At 58.5% G+C, this 25,457-nt stretch carries 22 protein-coding genes and 1 pseudogene; 7 read left to right on the forward strand and 16 right to left on the reverse strand.

Going from position 1 to position 25,457, the window contains the following annotated elements; genetic code table 11:
* Positions 1–243 precede the first annotated feature (243 nt).
* The 10 genes from EI969_RS02880 to EI969_RS02925 all read right to left on the reverse strand — a co-directional run bounded on the left by EI969_RS02880 (position 244) and on the right by EI969_RS02925 (position 11,152).
* On the reverse strand, positions 244–546 hold the full coding sequence (locus EI969_RS02880; RefSeq protein WP_160385835.1) for a Dabb family protein: 303 nt from the start codon (positions 544–546) through the stop codon (positions 244–246).
* Between the two features lie 36 nt (positions 547–582).
* Positions 583–1,773, reverse strand: a complete 1,191-nt coding sequence (gene mmsB / locus EI969_RS02885) for a multiple monosaccharide ABC transporter permease (RefSeq protein WP_160385836.1) — start codon at positions 1,771–1,773, stop codon at positions 583–585.
* A complete protein-coding gene (gene mmsA / locus EI969_RS02890) occupies positions 1,770–3,305 on the reverse strand; it encodes a multiple monosaccharide ABC transporter ATP-binding protein (protein WP_160385837.1) in 1,536 nt (511 codons plus the stop codon). Before mmsA ends, mmsB begins: the two co-directional genes overlap by 4 nt.
* A gap of 39 nt (positions 3,306–3,344) precedes the next feature.
* The gene (gene chvE, locus EI969_RS02895; RefSeq protein ID WP_160385838.1) at positions 3,345–4,415 is read right to left on the reverse strand and encodes a multiple monosaccharide ABC transporter substrate-binding protein; all 1,071 of its coding nucleotides are present in this window, start codon (positions 4,413–4,415) and stop codon (positions 3,345–3,347) included.
* A gap of 107 nt (positions 4,416–4,522) precedes the next feature.
* A complete protein-coding gene (locus tag EI969_RS02900; RefSeq protein WP_160385839.1) occupies positions 4,523–5,614 on the reverse strand; it encodes a Gfo/Idh/MocA family protein in 1,092 nt (363 codons plus the stop codon).
* 48 nt (positions 5,615–5,662) lie between these two features.
* Positions 5,663–6,658 carry an inositol 2-dehydrogenase gene (gene iolG, locus EI969_RS02905; protein WP_160385840.1) on the reverse strand — a complete coding sequence of 332 codons (996 nt, stop codon included), beginning with the start codon at positions 6,656–6,658 and terminating at the stop codon, positions 5,663–5,665.
* Between the two features lie 69 nt (positions 6,659–6,727).
* Positions 6,728–7,600, reverse strand: coding sequence for a sugar phosphate isomerase/epimerase (locus tag EI969_RS02910; protein WP_160385841.1), 873 nt, complete (start codon positions 7,598–7,600; stop codon positions 6,728–6,730).
* A 55-nt stretch (positions 7,601–7,655) separates the two neighbouring features.
* Positions 7,656–8,552, reverse strand: coding sequence for an intradiol ring-cleavage dioxygenase (locus EI969_RS02915; protein ID WP_160385842.1), 897 nt, complete (start codon positions 8,550–8,552; stop codon positions 7,656–7,658).
* A gap of 79 nt (positions 8,553–8,631) precedes the next feature.
* Complete coding sequence (locus tag EI969_RS02920; RefSeq protein WP_160385843.1) at positions 8,632–10,062, reverse strand: sugar porter family MFS transporter; 1,431 nt, start codon at positions 10,060–10,062, stop codon at positions 8,632–8,634.
* A 175-nt stretch (positions 10,063–10,237) separates the two neighbouring features.
* Positions 10,238–11,152: a LysR family transcriptional regulator gene (locus EI969_RS02925; RefSeq protein ID WP_160385844.1), complete on the reverse strand. Its 915-nt coding sequence runs from the start codon at positions 11,150–11,152 to the stop codon at positions 10,238–10,240.
* A 171-nt stretch (positions 11,153–11,323) separates the two neighbouring features.
* Here EI969_RS02925 and EI969_RS02930 point away from each other — a divergent pair, with 171 nt between their 5' ends.
* From EI969_RS02930 to EI969_RS02940, 3 genes are read left to right on the forward strand one after another with little or no spacing between them, the layout of a single operon-like run.
* Positions 11,324–12,157, forward strand: a complete 834-nt coding sequence (locus EI969_RS02930) for a dioxygenase (protein WP_160385845.1) — start codon at positions 11,324–11,326, stop codon at positions 12,155–12,157.
* Between the two features lie 19 nt (positions 12,158–12,176).
* Complete coding sequence (locus EI969_RS02935) at positions 12,177–12,572, forward strand: nuclear transport factor 2 family protein (protein ID WP_160385846.1); 396 nt, start codon at positions 12,177–12,179, stop codon at positions 12,570–12,572.
* A 21-nt stretch (positions 12,573–12,593) separates the two neighbouring features.
* Positions 12,594–13,661 carry a maleylacetate reductase gene (locus EI969_RS02940; protein WP_160385847.1) on the forward strand — a complete coding sequence of 356 codons (1,068 nt, stop codon included), beginning with the start codon at positions 12,594–12,596 and terminating at the stop codon, positions 13,659–13,661.
* A 225-nt stretch (positions 13,662–13,886) separates the two neighbouring features.
* Here the strand turns inward: EI969_RS02940 and EI969_RS02945 are convergent, their stop codons facing one another.
* Positions 13,887–14,681, reverse strand: coding sequence for an SDR family oxidoreductase (locus EI969_RS02945; protein ID WP_160385848.1), 795 nt, complete (start codon positions 14,679–14,681; stop codon positions 13,887–13,889).
* Positions 14,682–14,787: 106 nt separating this feature from the next.
* Between EI969_RS02945 and EI969_RS02950 the strand changes: the two genes are divergently transcribed.
* Positions 14,788–15,768, forward strand: coding sequence for a GlxA family transcriptional regulator (locus tag EI969_RS02950; protein WP_160385849.1), 981 nt, complete (start codon positions 14,788–14,790; stop codon positions 15,766–15,768).
* 179 nt (positions 15,769–15,947) lie between these two features.
* Here EI969_RS02950 and EI969_RS02955 read toward each other — a convergent pair whose 3' ends face one another.
* Positions 15,948–16,544 carry a DJ-1/PfpI family protein gene (locus EI969_RS02955; protein ID WP_160385850.1) on the reverse strand — a complete coding sequence of 199 codons (597 nt, stop codon included), beginning with the start codon at positions 16,542–16,544 and terminating at the stop codon, positions 15,948–15,950.
* A 330-nt stretch (positions 16,545–16,874) separates the two neighbouring features.
* Positions 16,875–18,305, reverse strand: coding sequence for an IS1182 family transposase (locus EI969_RS02960; protein WP_160385851.1), 1,431 nt, complete (start codon positions 18,303–18,305; stop codon positions 16,875–16,877).
* Between the two features lie 202 nt (positions 18,306–18,507).
* Between EI969_RS02960 and EI969_RS02965 the strand changes: the two genes are divergently transcribed.
* The 3 genes and pseudogenes from EI969_RS02965 to EI969_RS02975 form a co-directional block, all read left to right on the forward strand.
* On the forward strand, positions 18,508–19,053 hold the full coding sequence (locus EI969_RS02965; protein WP_160385852.1) for a hypothetical protein: 546 nt from the start codon (positions 18,508–18,510) through the stop codon (positions 19,051–19,053).
* Between the two features lie 435 nt (positions 19,054–19,488).
* The gene (locus EI969_RS02970; protein ID WP_160385853.1) at positions 19,489–22,365 is read left to right on the forward strand and encodes a multicopper oxidase domain-containing protein; all 2,877 of its coding nucleotides are present in this window, start codon (positions 19,489–19,491) and stop codon (positions 22,363–22,365) included.
* A 109-nt stretch (positions 22,366–22,474) separates the two neighbouring features.
* Positions 22,475–22,633, forward strand: a pseudogene (locus tag EI969_RS02975) (LysR family transcriptional regulator); the annotation flags it as partial.
* A gap of 154 nt (positions 22,634–22,787) precedes the next feature.
* On the opposite strand, the gene EI969_RS02980 reads toward EI969_RS02975, so the two are convergent.
* The 3 genes from EI969_RS02980 to galB are packed head-to-tail and all read right to left on the reverse strand — an operon-like array spanning position 22,788 to position 25,326.
* Positions 22,788–23,876 carry a 4-oxalomesaconate tautomerase gene (locus tag EI969_RS02980; protein WP_160385854.1) on the reverse strand — a complete coding sequence of 363 codons (1,089 nt, stop codon included), beginning with the start codon at positions 23,874–23,876 and terminating at the stop codon, positions 22,788–22,790.
* Positions 23,877–23,878: 2 nt separating this feature from the next.
* Positions 23,879–24,595, reverse strand: coding sequence for a 4-carboxy-4-hydroxy-2-oxoadipate aldolase/oxaloacetate decarboxylase (locus EI969_RS02985; protein WP_160385855.1), 717 nt, complete (start codon positions 24,593–24,595; stop codon positions 23,879–23,881).
* Positions 24,592–25,326: a 4-oxalmesaconate hydratase gene (gene galB / locus EI969_RS02990; RefSeq protein ID WP_160385856.1), complete on the reverse strand. Its 735-nt coding sequence runs from the start codon at positions 25,324–25,326 to the stop codon at positions 24,592–24,594. Before galB ends, EI969_RS02985 begins: the two co-directional genes overlap by 4 nt.
* Positions 25,327–25,457: the final 131 nt, after the last annotated feature.

Consider the following 25,457-nt stretch of genomic DNA (forward strand, 5'->3'; position numbering starts at 1 on the left):
CGCGTTTCTACGTAAAATCTGCCAGCGTTTGGTTGTCCAGCCGCTCTGAAATTTGCATAGGATCGCGTTTTTCGTTGCGATCCTGACGGTCAAACTCGCTCTAAAACGTTTTCACACAGCCTGGGTCAAAAGCGGACGCTCACCGAATTTCAGAGCGCCACGACTGGTCGTAACAGACCGACCGGACGGGAAGGAGCAACCTTTGAGGCGCCCCTTCCACAACTTCATTGCGACCTAAGATGTTTACGACAACCGATAATCGACCTGATGCCGCGCAATGCGTGAATTACCCAACTCCCCTTTCACCCGCAAATGTTCGGGGTGGGAAGCGTAGGCGTCCAGGGCTTCCTGGGTTTCGAACTCACTGTAGAGCACGACATCGCACGCATAGTCTATACGGCTGAAATCTACGCCTACCTCGATTTTCAGAAGCCCAGGTATCAGCCCGGCGAGTCCTTCGAAACGCTCCTTCAGGAACAGGCAGGCCTGTCTGTGCGCTTCAGGCGTTTCCCCTTCCAGTTTCCACATCACGATGTGCTTGATCATCGCGGACTCCCCACTCTGTCGGACATGCCTGCCATTTCAAACTTTGCTCTTCTGATAAACATCCACAAATACCGCCGCCAGCAACACAGCGCCCTTGATCATCTGCTGATAGTCGATGCCGATGCCCATGATCGACATGCCGTTGTTCAGCACACCCATGATGAAGGCACCGATCACCACGCCGACAACCTTGCCTACCCCACCAGACGCCGAGGCGCCGCCGATGAACACCGCAGCGATGACATCCAGCTCAAAGCCTGAGCCCCCACGTGGTGTAGCGCTGTTGAGTCGGGCCACGAAAATCAGCCCGGCCACCGCCGCGAGTACGCCCATGTTGACGAAAGCAAAGAAGGTCACACGCGACGTGTTGATCCCCGACAGCTTCGCAGCCTTGAGATTGCCGCCCACGGCGTAGATCCAGCGGCCAATCACAGTGCGGTTCATGATGAAGGTGTACACACCGATCAACACGCTCATGATCACCAGCACAGTGGGGATGCCGCGATAGGTCGAGAGCAGGTAGCAGAAGTACACGATGAGCGCCGTGATCACGCCATTTTTCAGTGCGAACAAAGCCATGGGGGCGGCGTTGCCACCGCTCTTGAGTGTACGTCTGCGACTACGGTATTCGACGATCCAGAACGCAGCTGCGACGGCGATGCCCACCAGCAAGGAAGTAATGCGCAGGTGTTCACTGGCAAAGATATCGGGAATAAAACCCGAGCTGATCGCAGAGAAGGCCGGTGGGAATGGACCTATAGACTGGCCTTGCGAGATGGCGATAGTCGCGCCTCGAAAGATCAGCATGCCTGCCAGGGTGACGATGAATGACGGCATGCCCCAGACCGCTACCCAGTAGCCTTGTGCGGCACCGATCAGCGCGCCAGTAGCGAGGCAAATGATGGTGACCGTGAAGAAATCCATCCGGTACTGGACCATAAGCACGGCGGCAATCGCACCGATCACTCCGACTACGGAACCCACCGACAAGTCGATATGACCGCAGACAATCACCATCAACATGCCCAACGCCATGACCACGATGTAACTGTTTTGCAGCAACAGGTTGGTCAGGTTCAGCGGCTGCATCAGCGCCCCGCCGGTGGCCACCTGGAAGAACACCATGATGACGATCAACGACGCCAGAAGACCGTATTCGCGCGCGCCGCGCTTGAATGACGTGAGCGCTGATGGTTTGGATGCGAGAGGTACGCTGACTTCGTTCACTGGATCACCTCGTTTTTCATGATTGCGTGCATGATTTTTTCTTGCGATGCCTCGGCGATCGGAAACTCGCCGACAAAACGCCCTTCGTTCATCACATAGATGCGGTCACAAGTACCGAGCAGCTCCGGCATTTCCGAAGAAATCATCACGACTCCCCTGCCTTCACTGACCACCTGATTGACCACGCCATAAATCTCGTACTTGGCCCCCACATCGATGCCACGGGTGGGCTCGTCGAGGATCAACACCTTGGGATCGGAGAACAGCCACTTGCCCAAAACCACCTTCTGCTGATTGCCCCCGGACAGCTTGTCCACCGACTGCAATACGTTGGGGGTTCGGATGCGCAGGCGTGCCTGATAGTCAACGGCCACTTTGGTTTCGGCCAGTTCGTTCATCACCCAGCGCTTTGAGACTGCGGCCAGGTTGGCCATGCTGGTGTTGCGAGTGATGCTCTCCCCCAACACCAGGCCGGCGCCCTTGCGGTCTTCCGTGGCGTAGGCCAGGCCTTGATCGATGGCCTTGCGCACGGTGCCAAGGTCAACTTCCCTTCCTTCGAGACGTGCCTTGCCGCGAATATTGGTGCCGTAGGTGCGGCCAAACACACTCATGGCGAACTCAGTACGGCCAGAGCCCATCAGCCCGGCAATGCCCACCACTTCGCCACGGCGCACGTGGAAATTGATATTGCGTATGCGGTCGCGGCCCGGACGCTCGGGATCACCCACCGACCAGCCTTCGACCTCGAACAACGTTTCGCCGATCTCGCTGACACGCGACGGGTAACGATCCGACAACTCGCGACCGACCATGGAGCGGATAACCCGAGCTTCGTCGATCGGTTCGGCGCGGCAGTCGATCACGTCGACAGTGCTGCCGTCGCGAATCACCGTGATCTCGTCAGCCACACGGCCAATCTCGTTGAGCTTGTGCGAGATGATGATCGAGGTAATGCCACGTCCCTTGAGTTCGAGCATGAGCTTGAGCAAGGTATCGCTGTCTTTTTCGTTGAGGCTGGCGGTGGGCTCATCAAGAATCAGCAGGCGCACGTCCTTGGCCAGCGCCTTGGCGATTTCCACCATCTGCTGCTGGCCGATGCCGAGTTTACCCACCAAGGTCTGGGGGCTTGCATCAAGGCCGACACGGGCGAGCAAATCACGGGCCCGCCGGTGCGCCTGGTTCCAGTCGATGACGCCATGCCGAGCGATCTCGTTGCCGAGAAACAGGTTCTCGGTGATCGAGAGCATCGGCACCAGAGCCAGCTCCTGGTGAATGATGCAAATGCCCAGCGCCTCGCTGTCACGCAATCCCTGGAAGGTTCTTGGCTTGCCGTCGAAGACAATGTCGCCGGTGAAGCTGCCATGAGGATAGACCCCACTGAGGATCTTCATCAGGGTCGATTTGCCGGCACCGTTCTCACCGCAGATCGCATGGATTTCGCCATCGCCGACCTTGAGGTTGACCCGGCTGAGCGCCTTCACCGGACCGAAGCACTTCTGGATATCACGCATGTCGAGAATTGTTGTTGTCATGTTCTCTCTCCTGCCCGCACGCACCGTACGCCGTTCGCCTTAGCGCAACTGTTCCGAGGTATAGAACTTGGTGTCGTCCACCAGAACTTTCTGCCAGTTGTTGCCGTCGACCAGTTGTGGCGTAAGCAGTTGGGTCGGCACGATCATCACGCCGTTGTCGTAAGACGTGGAGTCATTGACCACCACCGTCTTGCCGCTCAAGGTGGCGTCCATCATCTGCGCAGCGGCTTCAGCCAGTGCACGGGTGTCCTTGAAGATGGTCGAGGACTGATCGCCGCGAATGATCGACTTGATGCTGGCCACCTCGGCATCCTGTCCGGTGACAATCGGCATGGCCGCCTTGCCCGAGCCATAACCCACACCGCGCAATGAAGACACCACACCGGTTGCGATCTGGTCGTTCATCGCCAGCACGGCGTCCAGGTGCGCGGTTCCATAGAAGGCACTTAGCAGGTTATCCATGCGCGCCTGTGCCTGGGCGCCATCCCAGTTCGGGGTCGCTACCTTCTCCATCGCTTGTTGGCCGCTGCGAATCACCAACTTGCCGCTGTCGATGTATGGCTTGAGCTGCGACATCACCCCCGCGTACACCACGTGGGCGTTGTTGTCGTCGGTGGAGCCGGCGAAGATTTCCAGGTTGAACGGCCCCTTGCCCTGCGCGAGTTGCAACTTGTCTACAATGGACTGGCCTTGCAGCACACCGGTGCGGTAGTTGTCGAAGGTGACGTAGTAGTCGAAGTCCTTGGTGTTGCGGATCAAACGGTCATAGGAAATGACCTTGATGCCTTTTTCCTTGGCCTGCTTGAGCACATCAGCCATGGTCGTGCCGTCGATCGGCGCGACGATCAGTCCCTTGATGCCCTTGACCATCATGTTTTCAATTTGCGACAGCTGGGTCGGTGCTTCGTACTGGGCGTACTGCAGGTCAGTGTCGTAACCGAGCTTTTTCAAAGAGTCGACGATGCTGCTGCCGTCCGAAACCCAGCGCGCCTCGGTTTTCGAGGGCATGGCAACGCCGATGGTGCCTTTGGTGCTGGTGGCGCTCTTGTCGCAGGCACTGACGGCCAGTCCCAACAGTAATGCGCCGGCAAGCTTGATGATCGTGTGCATGGTGTCCTCTTCTTTTTGTTGTTGGCATTTCTCGGGATGCAGGCCCCCTTCCGACCCTGTAAACAGAGTCGGCCGGGGTATTCGCTAACGGGACTGCGTGTAGCCGATTACTTGGCCAGGATGACTTCCTGGCCGTTCAATTCAGCGGACTCGAACAGCGCTTCGAGAATCACGTTGATATTGTGCGCCTGGGTGGCCGGCACAGTCGAAGGACTGCCGGTACGCAACGACTGGACGAAGGCTGCAGCTTCGCGGTCGAAATACACCGGGTTGCCGATCTCGGCGATTTCCGGGGAATAAACCGTTTTGCGCACGGCCCAGATCTCCGGGAAGCTGTTTTCGTTCCAGTGCGTCCAGCCTTGCTGATGGCCATTCTTGCCATCGTGGTACAGCTTGTACGACGCCGGCATCGGCGTGGAATGCATGACGCCATGGGTACCGTAGGCGGTAATGTCCCAGCTTTCGGTCCAGGGCATCGGGTCCCAGGACATGAAGTCGATGGTGATTAACTTGTCATCGTAGTTGAGCACTGCGCCCACCGCGTCTTCGCGCGCCGAATCGCTCATCTGCCCGGCGAATTTGGTGATCCGCGCGTTGACCGATTTGGGCATGCCAAAGTGCAGCAGCAAACGATCGATGGTGTGGCAGCCAATCACGTAGAAGGCGCCACCGCGGTCGCCCGGTTGCTTCATGTGGTTGGTGTCGGCTTCATCGTGGGAGCAACCGGCATGGGCGCGCACTTGCAGGACCTTGCCGATTTCTCCGCTCTGCAGCACTTGCTGCATCTTCTCCACCGACGGCGCGTAGCGCCAGCAATAGCCCACCTGGAACAACCCGCCGGTGCGCTCAACCGCTTCGACGATACGCGTGGTATCGATGGTGCCGCGACCCGCCGGTTTTTCGCAAAGCACCGCCTTGCCAGCTTCCAGGGCTTCGATGGCCCAGTCGGCCATCAGGTAGCTTTTAGGGTGTACCAGTACGACGTGTACATTCGGGTCGGCGAGGATTTCTTCCTTGCTGCGCGCCTGCAAACCCAATGCATCGCAGAACGGTTCCAGTAATGGGCTGTCGTCAAAGGCACCGAGGAACTGCGCGCCGGGTATGCGTTTGAACGCTTTGACGCGGCCCGACGTGTGCGGGTGAGTGATCCCCAGACAGGCCACACCGATGGTGGCGCCACTCTCAAGCTTGTAGGACATGTTGTTCTCCTGATGTTCTTGTCCGAAATGGCGAATGACCGTTCAAGCTCAGAGCCGGACTGCGCGCCCGGTTTTGACTGATTCGACGGCGGCATCGGCCAGCTTCAGGGCCTTGAGGCCGTCCTGTACGGTGGTCGGCATTGGGCTACCTTTGACCAGTGCATCGATGTAGGCATCCAGTTCGGCCTTGTAGGCTTGCTGATAACGCTCAAGGAAGAAGTTCAGCAACGGCTCGCGAGCGTCGGTAACGTCCTGGCTCCAGCGACGGATGGTGGTCGGACGCAGGTTGTCCATTTGCAGCATGCCTTTGGAGCCAAACACTTCAATGCGCTGGTCGTATCCGTAGACCGCCTGACGGCAGTTATTGATGTGGCACTGTTTGCCGGATGCGGTCTGCATCTGCACCATCGCCGTGTCGTAGTCGTCATACTTTTCCATCATTTGCGGGTCGATCAGACGGCTGCCAATGGCAGTCAGTTCTACCGGCTCCTCGCCGAGCAGCCAGCGGCCGATGTCTAGGTCGTGGATGGTCATATCGCGGAAGATGCCACCCGAATGTTCTATGTAGTCTTCCGGCGCTAGACCAGGATCGCGGCTGCTGATGATCACCTGACGCACTTCGCCGATATCACCGGCTTCAATCGCCGCGCGCATTTCTGCGAAGGTGGTCTCGAAGCGGCGGTTGAACGCCAGCATCACCCGACCGTTGAGGCGCTCCACTTCTTCCACCGCGGCTAAGCTCTTGGCCATGTCCAGATCGATGGGCTTCTCGCACAGCACCGCCTTACCCTGGCGCACGGCACGCAGCATCAGGCTGATATGAGTGTGGGTCGGGGTGCCGATGACGATGGCCTGGACGTCGTCGCGATCGATCGCTGCTTCGCAGTCGGTCATGGCGTCAGCGCCGAGTGCACCGGCCAATTGCTCAGCAGCACTGCCGAATGGGTCAGCCACCACCACCAGTTTCGCGAACGGGCTGGCCGCAACGTTGGCTGCGTGAATCTTGCCGATGCGACCGGCGCCGAGAACTGCGATACCTACCATTGTCTCTCTCCTGAAAACTCTATTGTTCGTGGTTATGTACGAGCAAAACTTGCGTGTTAGTCCGGCGCATCACTTCGGGAATTTGATCCCTTCGAATTGCGCGATGGTGGTTTCAAAGGTTCTCTTGGCCACCACATCCAGCGGCAGCTTGCGCAGTTCAGCGGAGATCAGTTCCACACCCCAGGGGCCGTCGTAGCCGACATTGACCACTTGCTGGATGAAGTCCGGCACGTCCAACTGGCCCTCGCCGCAGCATTTGCGGTAATGCGTGGAGTCGTTGAACAGGGTTTCGACGATCGCGTGGTTGGCGTCATCGAGTTCGATGGACTTGATCAACTCCAGTGGAATTTTGGCGATTTCATCGAAGCTCATGCCGCCACGCGCTACGTGCCAGGTGTCTACCAGCAGACCGCCGTTGGGGCGCACGCCTTCGGCCACGGCGATGGCAAGATCGATGGTATTCACGCTGGAAAACGGCAGGAATTCGATCACCACATTGGTGCCGAAAGGTTGAGCTCGATCGCACAACAGCGCGAAGGTGTCACGCATGCGGGCGATGTCGGGCAGCCCGTCTTCGAACAAACCGGCCGCTACCTTGAGGCTGCGTGCGCCGAGCTCGCCAGCGACTTCCAGCAGTTCGTCGCGGACCTTGTCCGACGCCGCGCGGCGTTCGCCATCCAGGTGCCAGTCGGTCAGGAACTCGACTTCCAGGTGCTTGATGCCGTTGTCCTGAAAGATATTGCGTACGGTGGAAATACCCAGCTTTTCAACGTTGTGCAGGATGTCGGCATGCACCAGCCCCATGCCGCGCCAGCCGGCTTTCGACGCTGCCTGCGCACGCGCTTGCAGGGAAAATGGGCTGATCTCGCTGGGAGCTCCGGGATAGGTGTCGCCAGCGAGGGTCCAGTAGGCAGCAAGCAGTTCAATATTTTTGTTTGGCATGACGATCACTTATGAGTGAGTGGTTTCAGGACGGTCGCTAACAGATGTTGATGATTCAGGCCTGGGTCAGGACAAAGTCCCAATTCACCGCCAGGAACGGCACCTGCAAGTCATAACGAAGCGCCAATTGCGGATCGGTTTGGGTGGTGAACTCGGCGATCAGTTCTTTCTTCACGCCGAACACCGTGTCCTCATGCAGGTATGGGCAATCGGGGGTGAAGATGTGAGTGATGACCTGGTCGTACCCTTCGGCGGTCACAATGAAATGCAAATGCGCGGCGCGGTTGGGGTGCCGGCCCAAATCACCCAGCAACTTGCCTACGGGGCCATCGGCAGGAATCGGGTAATGGCGCGGCTTGACGGTACGGAACGCGTAGTAGCCATCGGCATCGGTGGTGAACAGACCGCGCAGGTTGTAATCCGGCTGTACGCCTTTTTGCTGCACGTCGTAGAAGCCGTCGTCGTTGGTTTGCCAGATGTCCAGGGTCGCGCCGGCAATCGGGTTACCCGCAATGTCGAGCACCCGGCCGCTGATCAGCGTCGGCTCGCCCTTGCCGTCCAGACAGATGTTCGCGCCGTTCTCGTAGCGCGGTGCATCGGCTACGTAGAAAGGCCCAAGGATCGTGTTCGGCGTGGCGCCCTTCGGCCGCCGGTGGTTGATCGCATCCACCAGCATGGTCGCGCCCAGCACGTCCGACAGCAGAATGTATTCCTGGCGCCAGTCGGTGCACATCTGACCGGTCTGGGTCAGGAACTCTATAGCCTTGAACCACTCATCATGGGTCGGTTCGATTTCCTTGATCGCGGCATGCAGATGCCGGGTCAGTACCGACATGATCGCCACCAGGCGCGGATTGGCGTTGGTCGAGTTGCGGGCATTGACGATCTCGGCGGAGTGTTCCTCTTCGAAAAGGCCGCCGATGGCGATGTCGGTATCCAGATGAGCAGTCATGACTTTTGATCCCTGTTTCATTGTTCTTGAAGGCCGGCAGGCTCTTGATATTTGGACTGCCGGCAGACGCTGGTCGTTCTCAATAAGCTTGAGCGTCGACAGCACGCCATTTGCGGCCATTGAAACGTTGCTTCATTTGCTGCTCGATTTCTTCCAGGGTCAGGCCCTTGGTTTCCGGTAACCACAACGTGCAGAAGACGATCGAGCCGATGTTCACCACGGCGAACAGGAAGAAAGTCATACCGCCCAGCACGCTCAGCAACACCGGGAAGACGAAGGCAACGATGGCGTTGAAAATCCAGAACACGCTCACCGAAATGCCATTCATCAAACCGCGTGCATGGGTCGGGAACAGTTCCGACATCAGCAGCCAGTAAACCGGGCCAATGCACATCTGCATGAAGAACAGGAACACCAGCACGCCGGACAACGCCAGGTAGCTTTGCATCAGCGAGTGCGGCATGAAGTTGAGCACCACACCGAGGAAGATCTGCGCCAGCACCACCACGGTCAGCCCCAGCAACAGCATTGAGCGGCGGCCCATGCGGTTGATCACCCACATGCCAATCAACGTGGCGATCACCGAGACCACACCATTGCCGATGGTCGCGATCAGGGCGGCGTTGATGCCCATGCCGGTCTCTTTGAGAATCATCGGCGTGTAGTACATGAACGCATTGACGCCGGTGAACTGGATGACGAAGCCAAGACCGATACCAATGGCGAGCAGCTTGAGCAGCCAGGGTTCGTTGAGCGTGGCGAGCACGCTGGCCTGGCGCGCTTCGACTTTGCATTGGGAGATGATCTCCTTCAGCTCGCGGTCCGCTTCGTGCTGCGTATCACGGATGCCGGCCAGTACCGTCTTGGCTTCTGCAACGCGGCCTTTGCTGACCAGCCAGCGCGGCGAGGTGGGGACGAAATGCATGCCGACATAGAGCAGCGCCGCCGGGATCAAGGCGATGGCCAGCATGTAGCGCCAGATCGTCGGGCTGTCGAACAGGTGCGCCAACCCGGCACTGGCGACATAAGCCAGGCATTGCCCTGAGACAATCATCAGTTCGCTTTGGCACACCAGCCGGCCGCGATGCTTAGGGGCCGCCAGTTCTGCAATCAATACGGGAACGGTGGAAGATGCACCGCCAACGGCGATGCCGAGAATGAAACGCGTAACGACCATGGACCATATATCCGGCGCCAGCGCGGTGCCCAGGGCGCCCAGTGCAAACAGCAGGGCCAAGGCCTTGAGCACACCGAGACGACCATAACGGTCGGACAATTGCCCGGCGAACAGCGCACCGACGGCGCCGCCAAAGATCAGTGAGGATGCCACCAGACCTTCCGAGACCGGGGTCAGACCGAGGCCGCCTTGACTGGCATCCAGTGACATGAAGGGCAGCGCTCCGGAAATGACGCCAGTGTCATACCCGAATCCCAATGACCCCATGGTGGTGATGGCTGCAATTCGCCAGAGAATCTTCGACGAAGCACCGACAGTTTGACTGTTAGACATGAGGTCAACCTTTTTTGAAGTTATGTGTGCTCTCAGTGGAATTGAGACTACTGCCATTGAATCGGAAAACAAACGCCCTAACGGCAAATGTGTTTTCCGCCAAGTGGAAAACTGCGAATTCCGGCAGCGAAGTCGCGCGGACGCGCGACTGGGGGGATGGGTGCGGGACGCGGTATCAACGCGTCCAGAAACGCTCGTATTCATGCTCGGCAAAATCCGCGAGCAGAAAATCGATGAACACACGCAGTTTGGTGGGCATGTAGCGTCGGCTCTGGAACGCCATATTGATCGTCAGGCGCGGCAAGTCCCAGTCATCCAGAACCGGGATCAGGCGTCCCGCCACCAGATCGGCGTTGATGATGTACTTGGGCTGCACCAGGATGCCGCCACCGGCCAGGGCCGCTGCCCGGACGATCTGCCCATCGTTGGTCTCCAGCATAGGGTCGACCTTGATCGCGACCTCTTCGTCGCCTTTGGTGAAACGCATGACCCGGGGCTGGTTGGCATGGCTGTAGATCAGTACGTCATGTTTGGCCAGATCTTCGATGGTTTTCGGCGTGCCCATGCGCTGCAGGTAACCCGGTGAAGCGGCCAGCACCCTGCGCGTTTCGGCCAGGCGGCGAATGGTGATGTTGGAGTCAGGCTCGTATTCCTTGGTCCTGATCGCCAGGTCTATTTCGCTGTCGATGATGTCGAAATAGCGATTCTCGCCCAGGAGCTTGACGTTGATGTGCGGGTATTTCTTGCGAAACGCCGGTATCAGCGGCGCGATATGCAGCATGCAAAACGAAATGGACGAGGTGATCGTCAAGGTGCCGACCGGCTGTACCAGTGATTCGGTCAGCGAAGCCTCGGCTTCCTTCAACTCACCGAGCAGGCTTTTGCAGCTGGTATAGAACTGATGACCGGAATGGGTCAGCGCCAGGCGGCGGGTATTGCGATCGATCAACCGGACGTTGAGTCGTTGCTCCAGTGCAACCAAGTGTCGACTGGCAGCGGCGTTCGACAAGCCGAGCAGTTCCGCCGCTTTGCTCAAGGTACCCACTTCCGCCGTCGTGACGAAAAGCTCCAGTTCGGTTAACCGATCCATTGAGTGCTCCGCTTTTACTTTTTCATATATGAAATAAAGATTTTCTTTATCGGTCTTTTTTTGCGTTGCTCGGAACTATAACGTGCAGCGCTATAGCCTGAACAGAGCCGTTGGCGGCGTATCCGCGACGGGCCGACAGGGCACAAAAAACCAAAAAATCCCGGAGTCACGATGCGTAATCTGGACGAAGCCTCGATCACTCAAGCCGTTCTGGCGCGTAACAGTGGCACCACGGATGCGCGGCTGTGCGAAATCATGACCAGTCTCGTGCAACACCTGCATGCGTTTGCCCGCGACACCAAACTGACCGAACAAGAGTGGCAGCGTGGCATGGACTTTCTCGCCCAAGCGGGCCAGCTGAGTTCAGCGGATCGGCAGGAATTCGTGCTGCTTTCCCATACCCTTGGGCTGTCGACATTGGTGCTGGCACAAAACCACAAGAGCCCCAAGGGGTGCACCGAGCCGACAACCTTTGATGTGTCGCAGGCGCAGAACGCCAGGATCTTCGATTTGGGCGCTGACATTAGCGCCGGCCTTGCCGGGCCCAAGTGTCATGTCCGCGGCGTGATTCACGATGCCAAAGGCAACGTCATTCCAGGTGCCACCCTGCAGATCTGTACCGCCGGCGGCAGCGGTGCCGATGACTGCAACCCGGCGCTGATTCAAGCCAATCAGGCCGGCGAGTACCATTTCTGGACCGTCGCGCCTGACTGCCAGCCCATCCTCGACGACGGTCCTGTCGGCCAGATGCTCACGTTGCTCAACCGCCACGCATGGCGCCCCGCGCACCTGCAATTCACCATCAGTGCGCCCGACTATCAACGCCTGACTACCCAGGTTTTTCGCGAAGGCGACCCGTATCTGGATTCCGATGCGGTATTCGGCGTGCGTTCCTCCCTGATTGCCGAGTGGATTACCCGCGAACCCGGACAGGCACCCGACGGCACTTTGAGCCGCGAATCGTTCCAGACCCTCGCGTTCGATTTTGTCCTGACCAAACGTTAAATCGCACAGCGAGGAAATCATGCAAGACGAACCGTCCATTACCGCGGTCATCAGTGCACTTGAAGAAGAACGTTACCTGTCCATGCGCCAAGGTGACTTGCAAACCTTCGAACGCCTGTCGCATCCCGAGTTGACCTATGTCCATTCCAATGGGGTCAAGGACAGACTGGACAGCTATCTGAACAAATGCCGTGAAGGTCTCTACGTTTATCACCGTATCGATCACAGGCTTGATGAAGTTCGTATGTCAGGCAATGCCGCCCTCGCCTTTGGTGAAATGTCAGCCGACATCACGTCCCACGGCATCGACAAAACCATTCACAACCGCACGCTGACGGTCTGGCTCAAGACCGGCATGCAATGGCAATTGTTTGCCTATCAACCCACGCCCATGGCAAAGCCTTCAGCGCTCTAACCGCCCCCGGAGAATCGCCCCATGTCCACCCTACCCTTCATCTATAACGGTCAGCCGTCGCGCGTCATTTTCGGCAAGGGCTCGCTGCAACAACTGGAAGCGGAAATCGATCGGTTGGGCGCCAAACGGGCACTGGTGCTCTGCACCCCGGAACAACGCTCCCAGGCTGAGCACATCGCGCAATTGCTGGGCAATCGCGCCGCCGATATTTTCGACAAGGCCGTCATGCATGTGCCCATCGAAACCGCCCGCCAAGCCCGTGAAGTGGCGAACAAACTGGGTGCCGATTGCGCCATCGCCATCGGCGGTGGCTCGACCACTGGCCTGGGCAAGGCTATTGCCATGGATTCGGGCCTGCCGATTCTGGCAATCCCGACCACTTACGCCGGGTCCGAAATGACACCGGTTTACGGTCTGACTGAAAACGGTCTCAAGCGCACTGGCAAGGACCCGCGCGTACTTCCAAAAACCGTCATTTATGATCCTGAACTCAGTGTCAGCCTGCCCTTGGAGATGTCCATCACCAGCGGCATGAACGCCATCGCCCACGCGGCGGAAGGCCTGTATGCCCAGGATGGCAACCCGGTGATGTCGTTGATGGCCGAAGAAGGGATTCGCGCTTTAGCCGAAGGCATGAAAAAAATCAGCCAAAACCCGGCTGATCTCGACGCGCGGGGCGATTGCCTCTACGGTGCCTGGCTATGCGGTACGGTATTGGGCAATGTGGGTATGGCGCTGCATCACAAGCTGTGCCACACCTTGGGCGGTAGCTTCAATCTGCCCCATGCGCAAACCCACACCATCGTGCTGCCCCACGCCATCGCCTACAATCTGCCCGCCGCGCCTGCACTGTCACGGATCAACCGAGCGCTGGGCGTCGACCATTGCAGCCCCGCCGCGGCATTGTTCGATCTTTCCAGTTCACTGGGTGCGCCAACCCGGCTCAAGGATCTTGGCCTGACCGAGGCGGACCTGGATCGCGCCACCGACATCGCACTGTCCAACCCTTACTGGAATCCGAGACCCATCGAAGCGCAGGCCATCCGCCAGTTGCTTCAGGACGCCTACGACGGCGTTCGCCCACAGTAGACCGAATAAATAACACACAAAGTCAGGTCGAGTACTTTCAACTACGCAGAGATATTGCGTATGGCACGAGACAGGCTCAGGGATGAATGAATGGTACCAGCGGGTCGTTTTCTGCCTTTCGCGACCGGCAGAAAACGGCCAGGAGCGGTCGGTCGATGTATCTACATAGGAGTGCGGGCTCGCCAACGAGCCCGCACTCTTTTACTTCAGTACCTGCCTCAAGCATCAGTTGCGATAGCGCGCAGCTGGCGCACTGAGCGACAAATTGGGCATCAGCTTCTGACGTGCCGCCTCGTAGGCATTCAAGTCGGCTATCTCCGGCAGTGCCGGGATGGTGACGAACTCGCCTTGATCGAGCCCGGACAGTGCAGCGTCCACCATATTGTCCGCTCTCATCACAATGCTCTCCGGCAGGTGCTCCAGTGGTGTTCCGGCCACGCTCCAGAACTCCGTGGCCGTCGCGCCGGGCAGTACCACCTGGACTCTGACATTTTTGTCCGCCAGTTCGTGACGCAAAGATTGGCTGAACGCGAGGACGAATGCCTTGGAGCCGCCGTAAACACCGTTCAGCACTTCCGGGGCGATGGCAACAATCGAGGCGATGTTTATCAGCATGCCGCCACCACGGGCGACGAAGCCTGGAACGACCGCATAAGTCAATCGCGTCAGCACGTTCACGTTGAGCGTAAGCAACTCTTCGAGTTTGTCGATGTTCGACTCCAGCAGGGGCTGCGTTGCTCCAACCCCGGCATTGTTCACGAGCAGGCAAATGTTTGCGTCTATCCTGAGCCGCTCTTCGACCCGTGCCAGGTCGGCTCTGTCAGACAGGTCGGCGACCACGATCTCAATGTGGCGGTCGGTTTCTTCACTCAGGCGTTTTGCCAAGGCAGTCAGGCGGTCACGATTTCTCGCGACCAGAATCAGGTCATGACCACGGCGGGCCAGGCGCTCAGCATAAATGGCACCTATTCCGGACGAAGCACCTGTGATCATGGCGGTACCGAGACGGGGTTGAGTCATTTCGAATCTCCAGTGTTATGGGAAGAACTGGAGAGCAGAATGCGGCGGCTTGGCGATATCTCAAATGACGTATAAGGTAGTGATTCAGGACAACCGAGAATAAACCATGCATCGCATCGGCTATTTGCTCACCGATGGCTTTCAGGTGCTCTCCCTGGCGACCCAAACCGTTTTCGAGTTCGCCAATCAGGTCGCTGAAGAGCCTTTTTACAGCGTCGAGAATTACTCACCGGACGGCGGCATGGTGCGTTCTTCGCTGGGACTTGCCTTGGAAACGCGGCCGCTTCAGGCACCACGGCTGGCCGATACCTGGATCGTTGTCGGGGTCAACGATCCTTTAAAAGTTGATACGAGCTCCACTGTGCTCGATTTCGTACGTCAGGCCGGCAGCCAGGCGCGGCGCACCGTCGGCATCTGTACGGGAGGCTTCATCCTCGCTGAGGCGGGCTTGCTGGCCGGGCGGCGAGCCACGACCCACTGGGCCTACGCCCAGATCCTGCAGAAGTTACATCCCGAGATCACCGTCGAGGTCGACCGCATCTATATCATCGACGGCCCCATCTGGACTTCAGCGGGCATGACGGCAGGACTGGATCTTGCTGTCGGAATTGTGGAGAAGGATCTGGGGGCCGATATTGCCCGCTCGGTTGCGCACAAACTGGTGATGCACCAGCACCGATCCGGCGGCCAGTCACAGCATTCGGAAATGCTTGGCCTCGCGCCCAAGTCCGACCGCATCCAAAGCGCTTTGAACTATGCACGGCAGAACCTGAACCGACCGCTCGGGGTCGAGGAACTGGCCGACGTGGCGCACCTGAGCCCTCGCCAGTTCACCCGTGTTTTCACTGCCGAAACCGGACACCCCCCAGCCAAAGCCATCGAAGGACTGCGCCTGGAGGCCGCCCGCTTGATGATTGAGCAGAGCCGATTCTCCCTTGATGTCATCGCCAGCGAATCCGGCTTTCGTGATCGCCGCCACATGCGGGAAGCCTTCATCCGAGGTTTCGGCGTACCTCCACAGGCGGTACGCCGCGACGCCCGCCGGGTTGTGGCTGATTGGACTGGGAGTATTAAGGTTGATTGTTAAGGTGATAGCGCGGAGGCCGCTTATTAAGCCAGTGCCCCCATGCGTTTGCCCAGAATGCAGAAAACCCGGAGATAAATTAAGTATCTCGTAAGCGGTCGTCTATAAGGTGAGTCTGAGTACACGACCTGATTACTGGACGAGACTGAATTTCTCACATGCATTAGCAGCAGTAGCTCGGCTTAAAGAAACCGAGAAATGTTCGTCATCGCACGCTCTATATACAAATCCTTCTCCCCCACCGGGGCAATGTAATGAAGCGCCCTGCGCGCAGCCTCTACACCCGCTAGACGGGAAATGAACCAGGCGGCCAGATACTGCGACGCCAGGCAACCGCCAGCGGTTGCGACATTGCCCTTGGCTACGAATGGCTGATTGAGTACCGCAACACCGGCCTCTTCAACCCATGGCTTGGTGATCAGATCCGTGCAAGCCGGAACATCGTCCAGAAAACCGAGCTTTGCAAGTATGAGTGTGCCCGAGCATTGGGCGCCCAGAAGTTGGCGAGCCGGATCGAGTTTCAGTCTAGACATTAGTGCATCGTCTGCGACGACATCGCGCGTTAATCGCCCACTACCCACCAGCACTGCATCTGCGTCGCAGGCGTCCTCTATTGATACCTGCGCCTCAATCCTCAAGCCGTTCATCGACAGCACCTTATCCGTGGGGCTGGCGATAGATACTCGCCAACCAGGCTGTTGAACTCGGTTGAGAACGCCAAAGGAAATGAGCGAATCGAGTTCGTTGAAACCTTCGAAGGTAAGAATGGCAATGTGCATGGTGAGCCTCGCGCCAGAGAAGTCTTGAGGCTAATCGTAAGATCGAACAACCAATACATTCAAAAAATTGTAATGGATACATTTCAGCTAATTATGGCGGCTTCGCTACCATTCGGCGCGACTCTTGAGCGTCAATGAGTTGGTTGTTGCCCTTCGCGGCAGGCAGCATTCGGCCCAGAGTGTGTAAAAACGCCTTCGTATATCGAGTGCGTCATTCAGGCGTTCCTGGGCGATGCGATTGCCCAAGCGTTTTCCGTGATAAGCATTACTGACCTTCCAAAGCGGTTATGTAGCGGTTGAGCGCCTTCTGGGGCAGAGAAAACCGAGACTTTACACCGCCATCGCCTTCAGCAAGCTTGCTGTACCGATAATGCTCATAACTCGCTTCATGTTGTAGGCGAGTACATTCAGACTCATCTCAGCGCTTACCCCAATCAGTTTGCGCGTCAGGAAATGCGTTGAGCCCATCCATTGTTTGAGCGTCCCGAAGGGATGCTCAACTGTCCTTTTTCGGATTCGCATCATGTCCGGTGCATCGTTCAACCGACGCTGCATTTCCTCCAGCACCGCTTCATGTTCCCAGCGCCTTACTCGACGATTTTTGCTCGGCGTGCACTGCGTTTTCAGCGCGCAACCCTGGCATTTCGAACTCCAATAACAGTGCATATTCATGCCTTTCTCAATACTGGAGAAGCGCCAAGGCAGCGCCTCTCCAGCCGGGCAGATGTATTCGTTTTTCGTCGCGTCATAAACGAACGCATCTTTGTTGAATCGACCATCCGCCTTGGCGCTTGAAGTCATCGGCTTTGGCACGTAGGCAGTGATGTCCGCGTCGTGACAGGCAAGGATTTCTTCACTCTTGAAGTAACCTCGGTCAGCTACCACCGCCAGCGTTTCGGACGCCATGGCATCGCGAGCCTGCTTCGCCATCGAGCTGAGTTGATCTCGGTCGGAACCGAAGTTGGTGACCTCATGAGCAACGATCAAATGGTTCTGGGTGTCGACCGCTGTTTGCACGTTGTAGCCGACAATTCCCGTGCCGCGCGTCATCATGGAGCGGGCGTCTGGATCCGTCAGTGAGACCTGTTTATCCGGCGATTCGTTGAGCTGGATTTCGATCGCTTTAAGCTCTTTCATTTGCGTCTTCAGCTTGGCAATTTTCTCCTCCAGCCGCACGGCGCTGGGCTCGGAGGCTGTTGGCTCTTGCCGATCGGCAGCATCGAGTGCTGTCAGGTAACGGTTGATGTTCGATTCAATTTCTTCCATTCGCCGCTTCAGTTTGGCGCTGGTGAAATTGCGGTCGCGGTTGTTGACTGCTTTGAATTTACTGCCATCGATGGCGACCAGATTTTCTCCGAACAGTCCCAACTGCTGACAGAGCACAACGAACTGGCGACAGACGCCTCGAATGGCCTTGCTGTTGTCTTTTCGGAAGTTGGCGATGGTCTTGAAATCCGGCATCAAACGCCCGGTCAACCACATTAGCTCGACGTTGCGTTGAGCTTCTCGCTCCAGGCGTCGGCTCGACTGGATGCGGTTGAGATAGCCGTAGATGTATATCTTCAACAGGATCGCGGGGTGGTAAGCGGGACGGCCTGTGTCAGCCGGAATAGCACCCTCAAAACCCAAGGAAACCAGGTTGAGTTCGTCGACAAAAACGTCGACTACGCGCACCGGATTGGTATCGCTGACGTAGTCGTCGAGGCTCTCGGGAAGTAAGGTGCCTTGGCCTCGATGTTCACCTTGGATAAAGCGCTTCATGGGCGATCCCTGCGATGAAATCCTCAGAAATCATAGCAAGGGTTCGCGAAGGTGTTTTTACACACTCTGGGCCAGGAGCGGACTCTATAATTTGAGTCTCGAACCTTTCTGGTCTCTGCATTTTTAGGGAGGCAAATGATTTGGATGGCAACTCTCTGAAACCCTGCTTAGCTTGATCGTGATATCTCCAGGGAGGGTTCGCATGTCCAGAATTTTCGCAACTTTACTCATGTTCACTCTAGGTACGAATGCTTGCCTTGCCAGCGAAGGTGATGACCAAGCCAACTCGTTCGCCAAAATTTACGCATCGCTTTGTATGAAGAACCTTCCGAATCTGGAAGCACTCCGAGAAAAGCTCAGGCCAATCCCTAGCCTTCCTCCCGAAAAGGCGGCGCTGTTTCTGGCAGGTGATCCTGGGGACGCTTGGTCTGTTCCAGACAAGTTCGGAACGTTTGTGTTAGCGCTTCCTAGCGGCAAGAATTTTTGCGCCTTGCATGTCCGCAGGGCAAGTACGGAGACCGCTATCAAGCTGTTCACTGGAATGGTCGCAAATCCGCCCCCTCCGTTTACCTCAACGCTGGTAAAAAACGAGCAAACGCAATCACCCTCAAATGGACAAACTCAAACCCTTTCCTACGAATGGTCAGTTCCAAGCGCGACACGGAAAATGTTGTTTACCATCACCACCACCGCATCTGAATCCGCACAACTTCAAGTACTTGGCTCAGCAGCAATCATCAGCCAATAGAAGCAACCACTGCGTTCAAAGGATTGCACCGCAACGACAAGCAGCAGTCATCCATTTTTAGCCAATGCTGACAGGTCAGCTATGGGTCGACTTCGGCCTTTCGCGACTGGCAGTAAACGGCCAAAAGCGGTAATCGAAACCTTCAGAAAACGGCCACGTCTCCTGGCCCAAGCACCCATCCAAATCGCACCCTGTATTGGGGAATATCCCCCGTCATCGGGGCTTTCACCCCGGTTTCTGATACGCCCGCCAAACACCAGTAGACATCGAAACTGTGGCGTTGAGCCACCAGTCACCACCTGTCACTTCTGGTAGGAGTCTTGCATCGCTCTCATCCCGGCTCGAAATCAAGCATTTCGCCAGTCGGGCCAGAAGCAGTGGCTCGTTGTCCATGCATCGCCACGCGCTTCGAGGAACCCGTCAGAGGTGTTTGCGATGAAACTGGATACCGCAAGGTTGAATTCTGGTCCATTGTTCAAAACCAGGCTGGCGTTGAGTATCTCTGCTGCCGCGATCATGTTGGGGCTGGGATTGTCCCAGGCCCGGGCGGTCCCTCTCGACAACACCGATCCCCCGCCACCTACCGACCCATCGGCGTTCAGTAATCCGCCCGCCGACCCCAATGCCGCATCGAGGGACTTGCTCAAGCAGCCTCCGGCAAATGTCGGCGCTTTCGACTTGCCCAATGGAGTCGGCGGTAACCGCAAGACCCCCTTGGTCGACAATGTGCTGCCACCCAATCTGCAAACCGGCTTCAACATCCCAACCAACGGTAATGCCAGCCCGGTTTTCGGGGCTCAACCGTTCACACAGAAGCTTGAACTTTTCGAGGAGTTCGGCTCGAACAGACTGGATCCGACCGACCCGCCATCACCCGTTCCGTTTCCGGTCCCGACGGTGGGCCCGGCACCGGCACAAGATCCATTGACGGTGGCGCGTAGCGGCCCGTCGCCGGCTGCGCTGGATGCCTTTCTCAGGCAGCCGGCATTGACGCCCTTCCCGACCGAGTTCTCCAATGTACTGGACCGCAACCCCTGGAAGGCGCAGATCGAGGACTTCCTCAATCGCCGAGTCGATTCGCCCGCAGAAGGCCGGCCTCCGGGAAAAGGCTGGTCGCACCAGCGCTTCAATGAGTTTCTCCCGCGCGACGCCTTCAAGACCGTGCAAGCAGGCGCGCACGTCAACAGCGGCTTGCGTGATCGCATGCAACGGCACAACTACGCCGTGGGGGAGTTCGCGCCAGGCGGGCTCTATCACAACACCGACGGCACCCCGGACAACGAGGGCACCACCAAGGGCATTCAGGTGCAGTTTCACCCCAACTTCCCTGTCCAGGACCACAATGCGCTGTGGACGTTCGACGGCACCTTTCCGCCCAAGCTGCTCCTGGTGCGCTATGGCCAGGCGATGCTGATGCGTCATTACGATGCCTTGCCCATTGATCCGGCGGCGAACCGGGGCTTTGGCCTGCACACCCTCACCACCCATGAACACAACGGCCACTCCCCCGCGGAGAGCGACGGCTTTACCAACGCGTTCTTCTTCCCGGGCCAGTACTACGACTATCGCTGGCCGATCCAGTTGGCCGGGTACGACACCATCAACACCAAGGCTGAAGACCCGCGCGCGGCGTTCCCCTGCGACCCCGGTGAAAAACTGTTCGTCAACGACGCCAGCCCCGGCTTCAAGACCTGCGACCACGGCACCATCAAGATCCGTGGCGACTGGCGCGAAACCATGAGCACCCACTGGTTCCACGACCACATGCTCGATTTCACCGCGCAGAATGTCTACAAGGGCAACGCGACGATGATGAACTACTACAGCGCCGTGGACCGAGGCAACGAGTCGGTCGACGACGGGGTCAACCTGCGCTTGCCCAGCGGTTCGGGGCTCGGTTGGGGTAACCGTGACTACGACATCAACCTGACGATCGCCGACAAGGCCTGGGACCAGGCCGGCCAGTTGTGGTTCAACCCCTTCAACACCGACGGTTTTCTCGGTGACCAGGTACTGACCAACTGGGAGTACAAGCCCTTCCTGGAGGTACGTGCCCGCCGCTACCGTTTGCGGATTCTCGACGGATCGGTTTCTCGCTTCTTCAAGCTGGCGCTGGTGCGCCAGGTCAATGGCAATGGTGGCGAGTTCCCCGGCCCGAACAACTCCGGGGTTTCATACAACCGGGTACCGTTCCACATGATCGCCAACGACGGCAACATCATGGAGCACGCTGTGCCGTTCGATGGCAGCCTGGACCTCGATGGCGACGGCGACAAACAGGACAACAATGCCATTCTGCCGATGCTGGGCGTTGCCGAGCGCTATGACATCGTCGTCGACTTCGCACAGAACGGCATCAAGCCGGGCGACAGGATTTTCTTCGTCAATATCGCGGAGCATGAAAACGGCAAGCTGCCAAAGCGTGACGTTCCATTGGCCGATGTACTCTCCGGCAGGTACCTGCCCGTCGTCAGGCAAACCAGCCACGGGCCACAGTGGATCAACGGTGACCCGGGCGTGGGTATGTTCATGCAATTGATCGTCAAGCCTTACACCGGCCAGGACGTCAGCATGAATCCGGCCGACTTCGAGCCCGCCAAGCCTGGCAAGCCCGAGGGCAAGTTCATGATCCCGCTGCCCTTGCACCGTGATGACCCTGCCGATATCGCCCGGCTTGCCCAGGCGCGGCACCGCACCTTTATCTTTGGTCGCTCCGATGGCACGGACCTGACGCCCTGGACGATCAAGACCGATGGCGGCCCGGGCTTCAACATGGACCCGCGTCGGATTTCCGCTGCGCCGCAACTGGCCACTGGCCCGACACCGGCAGGGTTCAAGGGTGAAGGCACGCTGGAGATCTGGAAGATCCAGAACGGCGGCAATGGCTGGACTCACCCGGTGCATGTGCATTTCGAGGAAGGGATCATTCTCAGTCGAGGTGGCAAAACACCACCCGCCTGGGAAAAAGGCGCGCGCAAGGATGTCTACCGTGTAGGTTCCGATCCTGACAGCCTCGACAATGTCGAAATGGCCATACGCATCCGTGAGTTTGCCGGCACCTACATGGAGCACTGCCACAACACCCAGCATGAAGACACGTCGATGCTGCTGCGCTGGGACTCCGAGCACCCGGGTCAGTTCCAGTTGATGCCCACGCCATTGCCCAGCTGGGACGGCGTGAAATTCGTGAACTCGGTTGCATTACCGACATTCCGTACGGGAGATGGCGTCGGGCCGCAGGTCAAGGTCAACAATGGCCAAGGAGGTGGTAGTGGTAGCGGTAGCGGCGGTGTCAGCGGGGGCAAAGGCTAGCGTCGTTTAAAACCCAAAGCCGCCTGTCACCACGGTCGGCTTTGGGTCGATGGCGCATCCTCGTAACAGGCGCCAGTCGGCCAGTACGTGACGGTCGCAGCGCTTTCAACTGGGGCGAGTGGTCTCCCTGGGGCTGACCGAGCAGTTCGAGCCCCGACAACTGAGCATCGTCACACGCCGCAATGGCGCATTGAGCAACCCGGCGGTGTGCTTCACCGAATGCCTGTTGCAAGTGATTCGGCGCCATGCGCGCTCGGCAAAAAAATAAGACCGCGCGCTGTTTGAAACCTTACGGCTGCGGTGAGGTGACCTACAGTTTTATGTCTGATACGTCAGGATGTCTTAGGGTCAGATCTGACCGTAGTTGCCGACGCCAAGCGTTCTCGCTCAAAAGCGCTAATCGATGCGCTTCAACACAACGCTTAACTGCCCTGATTGCCAGGCCATAGCATCCGCGGAACACAAACAGCCCCATCCAGAAGCAATCGGGCCGTTCTCATCAGACCGCAACTCACCAAACGATCATTGCCCAGACGCAATTCCACGGTGAACTCTCCGGTGGGGTGTTCGACCGAGAGCTGCTTGGTGTCACCCTGAACGACACTCGCCACCCCCACCGCCACACTGCCCTCGATCAGGCAGGCAACCGCCACACTGACCGCACCGAACACGCCGATGCTGGTATGGCACCGGTGCGGAATGAAGGTGCGGGTGCTGAGCGCCCCGCCTGCTTGTGCGGGGGCGATCAGGCACATCTTGGGCACGTTGCGCTGGCTCACGTCCCCCAGGTTCATGCGTGGACCGGCCTGCAAACGGATCGATTCAAGCCGGGCCTTCAACCGGGTGTCGGCATCCAGTTGCCCAGGTTGCTCGTAGCCACTGAGCCCAAGGTCCACGGCACGGATGAGGATGACCGGCATGCCATTGTCGACGCAGGTGACCTCTACGCCATCGAACACATCGACCGCGTTGCCGGTGGGCAGCAATGCTCCGCAACTGGAGCCGGCGACATCCTCGAACTCCACGATCAACGGCGCGGCGTACCCTGGCACGCCGTCTATCCGTGCGTCGCCCGCATAGCAGACGTCGCCATCCGGTGTCGGTACCTGAGCAATCGCGATCTGCCCGGTGTTTTCCATGAAGATGCGTACCGGGGTGACCTCACCCGCCACTGCGACCAGGCCGCGCTCAATGGCGAATGGCCCGACACCGGCAAGGATGTTGCCGCAGTTCTGTCCGTAATCGACTCGCGGCTCATCGACCAACACTTGCGCGAACAGGTAATCGACATCGGCATCGGCGCGTGCGGAGGGCTTGATGATCGCCACCTTGCTGGTCAGCGAGTCGCCGCCTCCGATGCCATCGATCTGCCGCGCATCCGGCGAGCCCATGACCGCCAGCAATACGCGGTCGCGCAGCGCTTGCTCGGAAGGCAGGTCGCGGGCCAGGAAGTACGCGCCTTTCGAGGTCCCGCCGCGCATCAAGAGGCAAGGAATACGTGTCTGGCCCATGCTCAGTCTCCGAGTTCATCGAGGCTGTCGACGTAGCGCAGGCCCTTTTCCGCGAGGCGTTGGCGCATGTTGTAGATGTCCAGCCCCAATTCGCCCTTGGCCAGGCGCAAGGCTTTCTGTTCTTCCAGATCGGCGCGTGCGCGACTGGCTTCGACAACCTGCGCCACTTCGCCGCGACGCACGATGACCACGCCATCGTCATCGGCTACCACCACGTCACCCGGGTTGACCAATTGACCGCCGCACACCAGCGGCAGGTTGACCGAGCCAAGGGTTTCCTTGATCGTGCCCTGGGCACAGATGGCGCGGGACCAGACCGCAAAGCCCATCTCGCGCAGGGTGTGGGTATCGCGCACGCCGGCATCGATCACCAGGGCACGCACGCCGTGGGCCTTGAGCGAAGTGGCAAGCAGGTCGCCAAAGTATCCGTCGCTGCACGGCGAGCTCGGGGCGACCACCAGGATATCGCCGGGGCGGCACTGCTCCACCGCCACATGGAACATCCAGTTATCACCCGGTGCAACCAGCACCGTGACCACCGAGCCGCTGACGGCCACCCCTCTTTGAATCGGTGTGATCGCAGACGTCAGCAGGCCTTTTCGCCCCTGCGACTCGTGGATGGTCGCGACACCGAAGCGCCCCAGCTCATCGACCAACGCCTGCTCGGCCCTGGCGATGTTGCGCACGACGATGCCGGTCTTTCCGATCAGCTCGCTCATGCCAGGTTCTCCGTCACACGCGGGAAGATGCTCTGGTAGCCCTCGCCATAAATGATGTCACGGCTGGAGGTGATGCCTACGTTGCGCTTGGCCTGCACACCGCGCTGCAAGGCGACGCGCGTGTAGTACTCCCAGAGGTGTTCCTGACCGGCCATGCACTGGATGGCGGCGTACTTCTTGTCCCAGACCGGGGTGATGTCCAGCAACACATCAGGTCGCCATTCGCATTGCTCGGGCTGGTGCGGTTCGAAGCTGTAGACCGGCGGCGCACCGACAATTTTCTCGCCCGGCTTGTAGCCTTCGGCCTGGGCGATGATGCGCGCCTCTTGCGTCAGGTTCATGGCCAGCGGGTGATCGTAGTTGTAAGGGTCCTTGATCGAGTGACTGAGGACGAACTCGGGCTGGACTCGACGAAACACATCCGCCAGGCGAAACAGCGTTTCCTTGTCGGCTCGCATCGGGTAGTCGCCGATGTCGAAGAACTCGACGCTGGCACCGAGGATATCGGCGGCGGCCTGGGCCTCTTCGCGCCGCGCGCTTTTGACTTTCTCTTCGCTCATCTCGCCCTTGCGCCACAGCTTGGCGGACTCACCGCGCTCACCGAAGGACAGGCAGACGATATGCACGGCATAACCCTGTTGCGCATGCAGCGCGATGGCACCGCCCGCGCGCCAGACGAAATCGGCAGAGTGGGCGCTGACGACCAGCGCGTTTTTCGGTGACTCGATCATTGCGGATTCTCCTCCTGCGTTTCGAACGAGCATCGCACCGCGACCCGCCCCAGGAGTAATGCGTTGAAGTGTTTGAGGTATGCGTTTTTTTTATTGCCATCCACACAGGGCGGCGGCATAGTCCAGCGCAG

It is taken from the genome of Pseudomonas sp. PB101, from assembly GCF_009764265.1.
Classification (GTDB): domain Bacteria; phylum Pseudomonadota; class Gammaproteobacteria; order Pseudomonadales; family Pseudomonadaceae; genus Aquipseudomonas.